This window comes from Congregibacter variabilis, assembly GCF_045689235.1.
In the GTDB taxonomy this organism is placed as follows: Bacteria; Pseudomonadota; Gammaproteobacteria; order Pseudomonadales; family Halieaceae; genus Congregibacter; species Congregibacter variabilis.
The window spans coordinates 1,102,615-1,115,846 of record NZ_CP136864.1; the positions used below are offsets into that span (position 1 = coordinate 1,102,615).

10 protein-coding genes are annotated in these 13,232 nt (G+C 54.7%); all 10 read left to right on the forward strand.

The window, feature by feature from the left end:
• The first annotated feature begins 210 nt into the window (after positions 1-210).
• Complete coding sequence (locus R0135_RS04975; protein ID WP_407349149.1) at positions 211-1,752, forward strand: NADH-quinone oxidoreductase subunit L; 1,542 nt, start codon at positions 211-213, stop codon at positions 1,750-1,752.
• Positions 1,749-4,175, forward strand: coding sequence for a YbcC family protein (locus R0135_RS04980; protein ID WP_407349150.1), 2,427 nt, complete (start codon positions 1,749-1,751; stop codon positions 4,173-4,175). Before R0135_RS04975 ends, R0135_RS04980 begins: the two co-directional genes overlap by 4 nt.
• Positions 4,176-4,267: 92 nt before the next feature.
• Complete coding sequence (locus R0135_RS04985; RefSeq protein WP_407349151.1) at positions 4,268-5,233, forward strand: ABC transporter ATP-binding protein; 966 nt, start codon at positions 4,268-4,270, stop codon at positions 5,231-5,233.
• Positions 5,233-6,303: an ABC transporter ATP-binding protein gene (locus R0135_RS04990; RefSeq protein ID WP_407349152.1), complete on the forward strand. Its 1,071-nt coding sequence runs from the start codon at positions 5,233-5,235 to the stop codon at positions 6,301-6,303. The genes R0135_RS04985 and R0135_RS04990 overlap by 1 nt, the downstream gene beginning before the upstream one ends.
• Positions 6,290-7,159 carry a carbohydrate ABC transporter permease gene (locus R0135_RS04995; RefSeq protein ID WP_407349153.1) on the forward strand — a complete coding sequence of 290 codons (870 nt, stop codon included), beginning with the start codon at positions 6,290-6,292 and terminating at the stop codon, positions 7,157-7,159. The genes R0135_RS04990 and R0135_RS04995 overlap by 14 nt, the downstream gene beginning before the upstream one ends.
• Positions 7,152-7,961, forward strand: coding sequence for a carbohydrate ABC transporter permease (locus R0135_RS05000; protein WP_407349154.1), 810 nt, complete (start codon positions 7,152-7,154; stop codon positions 7,959-7,961). Before R0135_RS04995 ends, R0135_RS05000 begins: the two co-directional genes overlap by 8 nt.
• A 5-nt stretch (positions 7,962-7,966) precedes the next feature.
• Positions 7,967-8,230, forward strand: coding sequence for a DUF2160 domain-containing protein (locus R0135_RS05005; protein WP_407349881.1), 264 nt, complete (start codon positions 7,967-7,969; stop codon positions 8,228-8,230).
• 44 nt (positions 8,231-8,274) lie between these two features.
• Positions 8,275-10,017: an ABC transporter substrate-binding protein gene (locus tag R0135_RS05010; protein ID WP_407349155.1), complete on the forward strand. Its 1,743-nt coding sequence runs from the start codon at positions 8,275-8,277 to the stop codon at positions 10,015-10,017.
• Positions 10,018-10,030: 13 nt separating this feature from the next.
• Positions 10,031-11,491: a betaine-aldehyde dehydrogenase gene (gene betB, locus R0135_RS05015; protein WP_407349156.1), complete on the forward strand. Its 1,461-nt coding sequence runs from the start codon at positions 10,031-10,033 to the stop codon at positions 11,489-11,491.
• Between the two features lie 39 nt (positions 11,492-11,530).
• Entirely contained in the window at positions 11,531-13,225 is a 1,695-nt protein-coding gene (gene betA / locus R0135_RS05020) for a choline dehydrogenase (protein WP_407349157.1), read from the forward strand.
• Positions 13,226-13,232 lie beyond the last annotated feature (7 nt).

Here is a 13,232-nt window from a genome sequence, read left to right on the forward strand (position 1 = left end):
ATTGCCATTCCCCGATCGGCGTTTGCCGCGGGGGTAGCGGATCATGCCAGCGCAGAGCGGCCACGGCTACAGTCAATATAGTGACCCGACAGGGCGTTCTTAGCCTTGATACCATTGTTAACTTTTAGTTAACTAAAGTCTTAAATATTTAAATTTTACAATGGCCACCATGCTCCTGATACTGCGCGCACTTTAAATAGGGAGTTGCTAATGAGCGGTAATTGGAGTGACCTGGTTTTCTTGAGCCTGCCCCTCGCTTACATCTGCAGCGCGATTCTAGCGCCGCTGAGTGCAGCAAAGACTGGCTGGCGAATGTTAAACGCCGCGAGTCTACTGATACTGCTAGTGGTTATCGGCCTGCCCTTTTTACCGGCCCCGGAGTCCGGCTTTTTTGGCCAACGCGCGATGCAGATGACCGTGCTGGCTGTTGTGTCATTTATCGGCTGGATCGTGACGCGCTTCTCTGCACATTACTTAAGTGGTGAGCCCGGCGAGCAGCGATTCCAACGCTGGCTGCAGTTGACCCTGGCCAGTGTGACTGTGGTGGTCACAACTAACCACCTGGGTATTTTGATCGCAGCCTGGATAGGAATAAGTCTCTCTTTGCACCAGCTGTTAATGTTTTACCCCGAGCGCAAACGTGCCGCATTGGCGGCGCACAAAAAATTCCTGTTCGCCCGCCTTGCGGAGTCCTGCTTAATCGTTGCCGCCGCGTTGCTATACCTCGAGCACGGCACCTTGAGCATTAGCGATATTCTGACCGCCTACCAAAGTGCAGCGGTAACACTCACCGCAGGCGAACAAATCGCGGCTTTGCTTATTGCAAGCGCCGCAATGGTCAAGTGCGCACAGTTCCCCATGCATGGATGGTTGATTCAGGTTGTAGAGTGTCCTACTCCCGTCTCAGCCCTACTTCACGCAGGTGTCATTAACCTCGGCGGTTTTCTTATTCTGCTTATGGCTCCGCTGATGATGCATGCCGAGCTGGCAAACTGGTTACTGCTTATTGTGGCGGGGTTGACTTGCATTGCAGCCGCGCTGATCACCATGACTCGTGTTAGCGTCAAAGTCCTGCTCGCCTGGTCAACCGTTGCTCAAATGGGCTTGATGCTCGTTGAATGCGCCTTAGGACAGTACGGACTCGCACTCCTGCACCTGGTAGCACACTCCTGTTACAAGGCCTATGCATTCCTGAGTGCTGGCGGCGATGTCGAGGTCTTCCTTAAAAAGCAGCTCGCACCCGCGCGCCTGCCCGCAGCCAGCACCCTACCCCTGCTGTTTACCCTCGCGATACTGATAATCGGCTCTTTGTATTGGCTGGACATTGTCAGCAACGACGCCAGCCTGTGGCTGCTGCTGGCATTGTTCCCCATTGCCATGCTGAGCGAGCGCAGCAGCACGGGACACAGCGCCTCAATACTCATGACCGCGGGGCTGGGCTTTCTCCTCATCTGTGCTTACTTACTGCAGAAGACGGTTTTTATTCATCTGGCGCCAAGCGGATCTATCCCCGGTGCGGGCGCCGCACTGTGGTGTGCATTGCTGTTCACTGTACTCCTGGCGGCCTACTGGATTCTCCGTCAACGGGGCGACTCAGCTATTGGACGACGCCTGTACCGCAATCTTTATGCCGGCTTCTATCTTGATGAATGGGCGACGCGAGCGACCCTGGCTCTTTGGCCCGCCAAGCTGCCACAGCGCGCAGGACAGCATCAAGCCGGAATACAGTATCAACGGGAGAAGCAATCATGACAGCCCCTGCAGAGCGCCCCAACTCACCATACCCCGTTGCGCACAGCGCAGCCCTGGTAGCCGGTAACCGCATAGCCCCAAGTTGGCCGCTGGATCAGCTCATTGCGGTGAACCCCTGGTGGGAAATGCGCGACCAAACCATTACCGACGTAGCCGCACGCCTGACCCTGCTTGGCCACGCCGATGGTCACATGCCCAGACATTGGTTTAAGGCTCAATTTCCGGACCGAATAAGTCCTGAGCATCTAGACACCGCGCTGCGAAGCACTCAAACCAATCTGGACCATGAGGCACTCATGGCCTGGCTCGGCAGTGACGATCAGCCGCCATGCTGGAAAAACTTCAGCGACAGTGTCGATGCAAATCGAGACCTCACACGCAATGTGTCCTGGCACGAAGAAATCATTCATCAGATCAGCCAGTTCTGCGCCAGCTTTTACAGTATTGCCACACCACTACCCCATGAACCCGACCATTGTCTCTACGAGGCCTGGCTTGAGAATGTACGTAACGATCGTGGCATCGAAATAATGATGGGCGAGAAAGGCCTTCATCAATACTTCGACGCGCTGCCGGCAACCGCAGAAGCTTTATTGGATGAGGCGGTCGCAGACCTTCAGGTGCCCGAGGGCGCCATGGAGGACTATTTCCATGCGCTGTTACTGGATATCAATGGCTGGGCTTCCTGGCTGGCATATCTGCGCTGGCAATCGAAGCTGGCAGGCGGCAGCGACGATGCCATGCATCAACTACTCGCCATACGACTCGCCTGGGAACTGGTACTTTGGAAACACCAAAGTAGCAAGCAATCAGGGCATACGGCGGCACTCACACAGAGCTGGACCCAGCAATTCGCGAGGCTACCTGATTTACTGCAACGCCATCGTCAGCATCAGGAACCTGCATGGATATGGCAACGCGCAGCAGAGGTGGCATTCCAGCAAGCCACGCATGCAAAGCTCTTAAGCCCCGCAGCTACAAAACCGGAGCCTGCTCAACGGCCGACACTGCAAGCAGCCTTTTGCATTGACGTGCGCTCAGAAATATATCGCCGCGCTTTGGAGCGCCAAGACCACCTTATTCAAACCCTGGGTTTTGCAGGCTTCTTTGGCTTACCTATTGAGTACGCACCTACCGGGGCAAGCTATACCCGTCCACAACTTCCTGGCTTGCTTGCTCCAGCATTGAGCGTCACCGAGTCAAAAGAGCCGAAGGCAAACAACCAGCTCAGTGCCGGGCTGAACCGCCGGGCACGCTGGTCGGCGATTGGCAAAGCCGCTCCCGCCGCTTTTGGCTACGTAGAGTCAGTAGGTTTGGGCTACGCGTTTAAACTGTTGCGCGAATCACTCTTTGGGGCAGACAGCACACACCCGGTTAATACGCTCCAGGCCGGCGATCCCCAGTACATTATTAGCAACGAAGATGCGGCACTGGATGTACCGGCGCAAGCCGAGTTAGTCGCGGGTATTCTCGGCGCAATGACCTTGACCGACAATTTTGCAAGCATCGTTATTCTTGCTGGCCACGGCAGCAGCACCCGAAACAATCCTCATGCAGCGGGCTTGGATTGCGGCGCATGTGGCGGGCAAACCGGTGAGATTAATGTGCGCGTACTCACTCAGCTACTCAATGATGCAGATGTACGAACCGCGCTGGCTGCAGCACACGGCATACAAATACCCAAAGACACAAGCTTTGTTGCTGCTCTCCATGACACGACCACCGATGAACTGCATTACCTGACAGCATTACCCGCTGGCAGTGATTTAGTCCAAAGCTGGATCAGCGCGGCGGGTAAAGCCGCTCGGCGAGAGCGCGCAAAAAAGCTCGGGGTAGACGATAAAAATACCGACAAAGCCATTATGGAGCGCAGTCGCGATTGGTCCCAGGTGAGACCCGAGTGGGGTCTGGCGGGGAATGCCTGCTTTGTGGTGGCACCTCGGTCTCGAACGGCTCATCTGGATTTTGCCGGGCGCTGTTTTCTCCATGACTACGATGAGGCTGCCGACGGCGCCAAGGGATATCCAGTGCTGGAGCTGATTATGACGGCCCCCATGCTGGTGACACACTGGATCAACATGCAGTACAACACATCGGTTATGGATAACGAGCTTTACGGCTCAGGCAATAAAGTTCTGCACAACGTTGTAGGCGGAAACATCGGCGTTTTTGAAGGCAACGGTGGCGACTTACGTATAGGCTTACCGATGCAATCACTCCATAACGGGCAACAATGGATGCACGATGCTCTGCGTCTCAATGTGTACATAGCAGCTCCACAGAAGGCCATCGCCGATATCGTCGATCGTCATGAAGTTGTCCAACAGCTCGTCGACAATGACTGGCTGTATCTGTACCGCATAGACGATACGCAGAAAGAAATTCAGCGGCTTTACAAGGGCAACTGGTCAATCGCTTCCTAGATAGACAAGCAGGCATGGTGCGCTGTTCTGACACGGTGTAGCATCTCACTCCGTCTGGAGATAATAACTGTGCCTGCAAAGCGATATCGCGTGTGCTGAGCGTTAACAATGTGTGTCTAATTCCCGACGAGAACAATGCGTTCTCGCACAGCTTTGCGCCCGGAGAAATTTCGGTGGTCCTGGGCGCCAACCAGTCGGGGAAAACCAACCTCTGCAGACTCATTGCCGGCCTGAACACACGGGCGCAAGGAGAGGTGAGTCTTGATGGTCATAGCCTTGTGGAGCTGGGCCCCCGATCGCGACCGGTGAGCATGGTCTATCAGGCTTTTGTTAATTACCCCAACCTCACAGTATTTGAAAACATTGCTTCTCCACTGCGTGCAAAAAAAACCGATACAAAGACCCTGTCCAAAACCGTTGCAGAGACGGCAGAGAAGCTGCAAATCTCACAACTGCTGGACCGCTTGCCCAGCGAGTTATCCGGAGGTCAGCAACAACGCGTTGCTATTGCCAGGGCGCTAGCTCAGGAAGCTCAGGTTTTGCTGTTGGACGAACCCCTGGTGAATCTCGACTTCAAACTTCGAGAAGCTTTAGAAGTTGAGCTTCGAGAGTTACTGCGCGCCAGCAACACCGTCGTTGTTTACACCAGCAGCGACCCCAGAGACGCCTTCACCCTGGGTGATCAATTGTTACTGTTAGAAAAGGGATCAAAAATTCAGGCTGGCCGCCCCTTGGAGGTTTATGAAAGCCCCAGCTGTCCAGCTGCGATGGCGCTGCTTGCAGACCCGGACATCAATCGCTTTTATCGCAATGGCAGACTTTGCGCCCTGCGTCCCGAACATCTGGAACTGAGTTTACAGGGCCATGACCCCGCCCTCGAATCGTCAATTGATTTTGACATGCAGGTTACCGCCTACGAAACCAACGGCGATGAATCCTTTGTCCACGGTCAGGTTCAGGATACTGATTGGGTGATGCGCAGCCGTGGCATGCTGCCAGTAAGTGTTGGACAGGTGCTTCAAATCCACGCCGCCCCTCATGATGTAGTGCAGTTCTGATGGCTACCGTTAGCCTTGAAAACCTCGGCTTTACCTATCCCGGCGCTGACTCCCCAACGCTCTCAAAACTGAACTTGAACATCCCTGACGGTGAAGCACATGCCCTGCTCGGTGCGAGCGGAGCGGGCAAGACAACCTTACTTAATATTCTTTCGGGGCTACTGACTCCGAGCTCTGGCGCACTTCGTTTTGATGATAAGGACGTATCTCTGCAGTCGGGTCGACTTCGAAACGTAGCACAGGTGTTTCAGTTTCCGGTCTTGTATGAATCCTTAAGCGTTGCCGATAACCTCGCTTTCCCGCTAAGGACACGAAAAGCGCCTTCCGGGATGATCCGCGAAAGGCTCGATTACATTTGCAGCGAACTGGATATCACAGATCTCCAAAGCCTAAAGCCTGCCGCGCTATCTTTGTTTCAGAAGCAATTGATTGCCGTTGGCAAAGCACTCATGCGTCCGGATGTCTCCCTGGTGTTACTGGATGAGCCCCTTACCGCGGTAGAGCCTCGCACTAAATGGCGTCTCCGGCAGACCTTGCGGCGAGTGCAGGCCGATCTCAAAGTGACGATGATCTACGTGACTCACGACCAAACCGAAGCACTGACCTTTGCTGATCGCGTATCGGTGCTCACCGCAGGAGGCATTTTACAAACGGGAACGCCTGAGGAGGTGTATAACAGCCCCGAACACGAGTTTGTGGGGCACTTTGTCGGCAGCCCCGGCATGAACTTTTTACCCGCTAAAGCCTTAGGAATCGACGATGCAGAGCGCGCAGGTTTCCGACCTGAGTGGGCCGTTCTTGGCACAGCAAGCTCGCCGATATCAAGCTCTCCCGCAAACAGCTCCGCTATGGGCCAGCTCACCGGCCAAGTACTGCGCATACGCGTGCAAGGTGCCCAGGCGGGTAAGCCGTTCGGCTTACTCACTTTAGCCACCGACCACGGCCAGGTCGCCGTCCGCGGAGAGTTTCCCGATGCGCCGGTAAGCATCGGAGACAGTTTAAATATGCAGCTGACCCGTTGTATCACTTTTACCAACCAGCGCAAGGTGAGTGATATTGAGCTCGTTTAAGCCCAAGAACAATCGCGCCTGGCTCGGTGTTCTGCCGGTGTTGCTCATTGTGGCTTTCAGTGCCGTCATACCGCTAATGACCGTCGTGAATTACTCCGTACAGGACATTCTGGATTTCAATTCCCGTTTTTTTGTAGGTTTTGAGTGGTACCGAGAAACCCTTAAAGACCCCCGATTCATTGATGCTTTTGTACGACAAGTTGTCTTCAGTCTTACGATTCTGGCCATTGAAGTACCTTTGGGTGTCGCCGTGGCCAAGGGCATTCCCAAGGACAGCAGGTTTACGTCGCTGATACTCATTCTGCTGGCTCTCCCTCTGCTCATTCCCTGGAACGTTGTCGGCACGATCTGGCAGGTCTTTGCCCGCCCCGATATCGGTCTGCTGGGATGGACCGTGAACGCGCTCGGTATTTCTTACAACTACACCGCAGAACCGCTGCATGCCTGGCTGACCTTGGTAGCCATGGATGTCTGGCACTGGACATCACTCATAGCGCTCCTCGCATTCGCCGGCCTTACATCAATTCCCAAGCCTTTCTATCAAGCTGCGGAACTCGACAACGCAAGTCGCTGGCAAGTGTTTCGTTACGTAGAGATGCCGCGCCTGCAGGGTGTGTTAATCATTGGCATCCTCCTCAGACTGATGGACAGTTTTATGATCTACACGGAACCCTTTGTTTTAACCGGAGGGGGTCCGGGCAATGCCACCACCATGCTCAGCCAGCATCTGGCCACCATGGCCGTCGGGCAATTTGACCTTGGTCCTGCGGCCGCATTCTCGGTGATCTACTTTTTATTCATCTTGCTGTTCTGCTGGATCTTTTATACCAGCGTGGTGCGCACCGACGATGAATAGACTCGGGCTCAGCCGCGGCGTTCTCATGGTGTACGGCATTTATTTGCTGCTGCCACTGTATTGGCTTCTATCCATGTCCCTGCGCAGCAATGCCGACATTCAGGGCAGTTTTTCTTTGCTGCCGCCGACCACTACCCTGGCAAATTTCGCCGAAATATTTTCGAATCCCGTTTGGTACCAGGGCTTCGCAAATTCGCTCAGCTACGTTGCCATCAACACGCTGATTTCTCTGGCCGTGGCCATACCTGCAGCCTATGCATTCTCGCGCTACCGTTTTTTGGGGGACAAACAGCTATTCTTTTGGCTACTGACCAATCGCATGGCGCCCCCGGCAGTGTTTTTACTGCCTTTCTTTCAGCTTTATTCTGCGGTGGGACTGTTTGACACCCCATTGGCGGTCGCCTTGGCACACTGCCTGTTCACGGTGCCCTTGGCCGTGTGGATTCTGGAAGGCTTTTTTTCCGGCGTGCCCACGGAGCTCGATGAAATGGCGCAAATCGACGGGCACAGCTTTCTGTACTTTTTTGTTCGGGTCTTTTTACCGATCAACCGTGGCGCCATCGGTGTAACACTGTTCTTCTGCTTTATGTTCAGCTGGGTAGAGCTGCTCCTGGCGCGCACGCTGTCTGGCGCATCATCAAAGCCGATCGTAGTGGTAATGACTCGAACCGTTAGCGCCTCTGGCGTCGACTGGGGCGTACTTGCCGCAGCGGGCGTTCTGACCGTGCTACCGGGTGTTCTGGTGGTTTGGTTCGTTCGCAAAGATCTTGTAAAAGGTTTTGCCTTGGGTCGCGTATCGTGAGCTGGATGGCCTGGACCACACCCACAGCGTTCTTTTTCAGCGCCATAGGTCTTGCACTTCTGGGACTCACGGTCCTTGAGATTCTGCGGCCCACAGCGCGTGTGCGCGGGTTTTTACCCATGGCCACTACCCGTGGCGACCGGTTTTTTATCAGTTTGCTCAGCGCGGCCTTTATCCATTTGCTTTGGCTTGGGCTCGTCGATGGAGGCTTACTGATAGCCAGCTGTGCTTCTGCTTTGTGGGCCGCCCTACTTATGCGCTGGGGATAAGCTCTTTATACTGAGTGCTCGTAATCCCAAGGCAAGCAATCATCGTGAAAGTACGGCATCTACTCCTGGCAATCACATCTCTGGGCGCGCTAATGACTGCTTGCTCCGAGCAATCCACAGAATCTCCCGCCGAAACCACCGCTGACTTTAGCTCCAATGCAGCGACATGGATCAAAGAGTTTCAGCCTTCCACACTGACTGAAGCCCAACAGCTGGCAGAAATGGCATGGTTTACCGAGGCAGCCAAAGACTTTCGGGACATGTCTATTAACGTCGCATCAGAAAGCCTGACCACGCATGAGTATGAAAGTACGCGACTGACAAAAGCGTTTTACGAGATCACGGGAATCAGAGTGACACATGATCTGATCCAGGAAGGCGATGTCATCGAAAAATTGCAAACCCAGATGCAAACCGGCGAGAACGTCTACGACGCTTACGTCAATGACTCAGACCTGGTGGGAACACACGCACGCTACGGCCATGTGGTCCCCCTGAGCGATTTCATGGCGGGCGAAGGTGCAGCGGTCACCTCCCCTACTCTGGATCTTGATGACTTTATCGGGATCAGTTTTACGACAGGCCCGGATGGAAAAATCTACCAGTTACCAGACCAGCAGTTTGCCAATCTCTACTGGTTTCGCTACGACTGGTTCACAACGCCCGCTATACAGGAACAGTTCGAATCCCTCTACGGCTATCCTTTGGGCGTACCCATTAATTGGTCCGCTTACGAAGACATTGCTGAGTTCTTTAGTGTGCACGTCCAAGAAATCGACGGGGAACGCGTATATGGCCACATGGATTACGGCAAAAAAGACCCCTCTCTGGGTTGGCGCTTCACCGATGCATGGCTGTCCATGGCGGGCGCAGGCGACGCAGGCATCCCCAATGGTTTACCCGTGGATGAATGGGGCATACGCGTTGAGGACTGTCGTCCGGTAGGTTCCAGCGTGAGTCGCGGTGGCGCCACCAATGGACCGGCAGCAGTCTATGCGCTGTCCAAATATATGGATTGGCTGAAGCGCTTCGCACCACCGGAAGCTGGCGGCATGACATTCTCCGAATCCGGCCCCGTACCAGCACAAGGACATATCGCTCAGCAGATTTTCTGGTACACCACCTTCACCGCCGACATGATCCAGCCGGGGCTGGCGGTGGTGAATTCGGACGGCAGGCCCAAATGGCGTATGGCGCCTTCGCCTCACGGGCCTTACTGGAGCGAAGGTATGAAGCTGGGTTATCAGGATACCGGCTCCTGGACACTTCTTAAGAGCACACCGCTGGAAAGACGCAAAGCCGCCTGGCTCTATGCGCAGTTTGTAACGTCCAAGACTGTCTCTTTGAAGAAAACAGTGGTCGGCCTGACGCCCATTCGCAAGTCCGATTTGGATTCTCAGGCTATGACCGACCTTGCGCCCAAGCTTGGCGGCTTGGTGGAGTTTTATCGCAGCCCTGCAAGAACCCTCTGGACGCCCACGGGGACGAACGTGCCGGACTACCCAAAGCTCGCGCAGCTGTGGTGGGCTAACGTCGCCAATGCGGTGAGCGGCGAAGTGACCCCACAGGTCGCCATGGATACACTGGCTGAGCAACAGGATCGCATCATGGGTCGATTAGAGCGCCACGGGATTCTCGGTGAGTGCGGGCCCGCGTTGAACGAGCCACGAGATCCCCAGTACTGGCTCGACCAACCCGGCTCGCCAAAGCCAAAGCTCAGTGATGAAAAACCACAGGGCGAAACCGTTCCCTACGACGAGCTCATAAAGGTATGGCAAGCAGGCTAAAGGAATCCCAGGCGTGAATCTGCCGGAACAGCAGTTGTACATCGACGGAGATTACGTCTCCGCCAGCTCAGGGATTGTATTTCCCAGCTTCAACCCTGCCACCGGCGAGGAGATATGCAAAGTACAGCTTGCCAGTAGCTCTGACCTGGATCGTGCCGTTGTGTCCGCACGCAGGGGATTTGAGCAATGGTCCGGTATTAGCGGCACAGAGCGCAGTCGAATCCTTTTAAGAGCCGTCGCTCTACTGCGAGACCGTAACGACGAGTTGGCGAAGCTGGAGGTCATGGACACCGGTAAGCCTATCGCTGAAGCGCAGTCCGTAGACGTTATGTCTGGCGCCGATTGTATCGAGTACTTCGCGCACGTAGCGCCGACGATTCGGGGCCATCAAATGGATCTTCCCGGCGCTCTGGGTTACACCCGCCGCGAACCGCTGGGCGTTTGCGCCGGGATCGGCGCCTGGAACTACCCTATCCAAATCGCCTGTTGGAAAGCAGCCATGGCTCTGGCCTGCGGCAATGCGCTGATTTACAAGCCATCGGAACTGACCCCCCTGAGTTGCCTGAAGCTCGCCGAGATACTCACCGAAGCCGGCGTTCCTGCGGGCGTATTCAATGTAGTCTTGGGTGACAGCAACATCGGAAGTGCTATGTCGCTGCATCCTGGCATCGACAAAGTGTCGCTCACTGGCTCTACCGCAACTGGCAAGAAAGTCATGGCCGCCGCGGCTTCGACTTTAAAGCATGTCTCCATGGAGCTTGGCGGCAAGTCGCCCCTAGTCATTTTTGAGGACGCCGATCTGGACAATGCGGTATCCGCCGCGATGATGGCCAATTTTTATACTCAGGGTGAAATTTGTACCAATGGCACACGCGTGTTTGTGCATACCGATATTCATGATGAGTTTGTAGCGCGACTCCTTACAAGAACGCGCAATCTAACTATCGGCGATCCCATGAATCCTGAAACACAAATCGGTTCACTGATCTCACCGGAGCATATGCAAAAGGTGCTTGCTTACATAGAACAAGCCAAGAGTGATGGAGCAACATTGCTGTGCGGCGGAAAAAAATCAGCGGACCCTGCCCTGGCTGCAGGAGCTTTTGTAGAACCAACAATCTTTACTGGCTGCGCTGATGATATGCGAACCGTCCAGGACGAAGTATTTGGACCGGTGATGTCGATACTGACCTTTAGCGAAGAGGACGAAGTGATCGCCCGGGCCAACAACACGCCCTATGGCCTTGCTGCCGGTGTTTTTACACAGAACCTGGCCAGAGCCCATCGAGTCATCGCTCAACTACAAGCGGGCACCTGTTGGATTAACAATTACAACATCACGCCGATCGAAATGCCCATTGGCGGCTACAAGCAATCGGGGCTGGGTCGCGAGAATGGACCAACGGCTATCGAACACTACACACAGCTCAAGAGCGTGTATGTGGAACTGGGTGATGTCGACTGTCCTTACTGAGCGTCATGCCACTGACTCCGGATCTATTTGAGAAACTCTATGACCGCGCCTGAGTACGATTACATCATTGTCGGCGCTGGATCCGCAGGCTGCGTACTGGCCAATCGACTCAGCGCCAACCCGAACCACAGCGTATTATTGCTAGAGGCCGGGGGGAGCGACAAACACCTGACAATACGCATGCCCAGCGCGCTCTCCTACCCAATGAATGACAAGCGCTTCAATTGGTTTTTTGAGTCTGAAGCCGAACCAGGCCTTGGTGGGCGTAAGCTGCATTGTCCTCGAGGAAAGGTTCTCGGTGGCTCCTCGTCAATCAATGGCATGGTTTACGTCCGTGGACACGCCTGCGACTTTGATCTGTGGGAGGAGAATGGAGCCAAAGGCTGGAACTATGCAAACTGTCTTCCGTACTTCAAACGCAGCGAAACCTGGATCGGCGGCGGAAATGAGTTTCGCGGTGACAGCGGCCCTTTGGCAACATGCGCCGGTAATGCCGGACAACTCAATCCTCTCTATCAAGCTTTTATAGATGCCGGCGGCGATGCGGGCTATCCGATCACCGCAGACAGTAATGCGCAGCAGCAAGAGGGCTTTGGCCCCATGCATATGACGGTAAAAGATGGGCTACGTTGCTCGACGGCCCGCGCGTATCTGCATCCTGTGCTTGCGCGAAAAAACCTGAAGCTTTTAAGCCACTGCCTTACTCATAGAGTGCTCATGAAAGACAAAAGAGCCGTGGGTGTCGAGTACGAGAGAAACGGCGTAGTCGCTCAGGCCAGGGCCAAAAAAGAAGTCATTCTTGCCGCCGGCTCTATAGGCTCGCCCACAATATTGCAGCATTCCGGCATCGGTGCCGCTGAGGTGCTCAGCGCAGCGAACATCGCTATACAACATGATCTACCCGGGGTCGGTGAAAACTTGCAGGACCACCTGGAAGTCTATTTCCAATACCATTGCAAAGAAGCCATCACCTTGAATGGCAAACTAGGGCTCCTTGGCAAAGGCTTGATCGGCGCCCAGTGGCTGCTGTTTAAGAGCGGACTAGGCGCTACCAACCACTTTGAATCCTGCGCTTTTATCCGCTCAAAGCAAGGCGTCCGTTGGCCTGATATTCAATATCACTTTTTGCCCGCTGCGATGAGTTACGACGGTAGCGTTGCCGTCAAAGGGCATGGCTTTCAGGTCCATGTGGGGCCAAACAGACCTCATAGCCGTGGCAGAGTCCGCGTTGTGAGCAATAACGTTCGTGACAAGCCCAGCATCTTGTTTAACTACCTTGAACACGAACAAGATCGACAGGATTGGCGTCACTGCATTCGACTGACCCGGGAGATTATCGGACAGCCTGCTATGGATGCCTATCGCGGCGACGAAATTCAGCCGGGATGTGAGATACAAAGCGACGCGGCCATTGATCATTGGGTGAGAGACAATGTTGAAAGTGCCTACCATCCATCGGGAAGCTGCAAGATGGGCGCCGACAATGACCCACTGGCAGTGGTGAATAGCAACTGTGAGGTAATGGGTTTAGCAGCTCTGCGCGTGGTGGATTCATCCATCATGCCGAGCATCACTAACGGCAATCTGAATGCACCTACCATCATGTTGGCCGAACGAGCCAGCGATCTGATACTTGGAGTGAAGCTCGAACCTGCATCCAAAGCAGAGGCCTGGATTGACGAACAGTGGCAACAACGCCAGCGACCCGGCGCGCCCAAGCGCTCAATTTCCTAGACGCGCA

Bases quoted from the DNA above. Each gene is read 5' to 3' on its own strand.
- R0135_RS04975 (WP_407349149.1), top strand. From the start codon at position 211: ATGAGCGGTAATTGGAGTGACCTGGTTTTCTTGAGCCTGCCCCTCGCT.
- R0135_RS04980 (WP_407349150.1), top strand. From the start codon at position 1,749: ATGACAGCCCCTGCAGAGCGCCCCAACTCACCATACCCCGTTGCGCAC.
- R0135_RS04990 (WP_407349152.1), top strand. From the start codon at position 5,233: ATGGCTACCGTTAGCCTTGAAAACCTCGGCTTTACCTATCCCGGCGCT.
- R0135_RS05000 (WP_407349154.1), top strand. From the start codon at position 7,152: ATGAATAGACTCGGGCTCAGCCGCGGCGTTCTCATGGTGTACGGCATT.
- R0135_RS05005 (WP_407349881.1), top strand. From the start codon at position 7,967: ATGGCCTGGACCACACCCACAGCGTTCTTTTTCAGCGCCATAGGTCTT.
- betA (WP_407349157.1), top strand. From the start codon at position 11,531: ATGACCGCGCCTGAGTACGATTACATCATTGTCGGCGCTGGATCCGCA.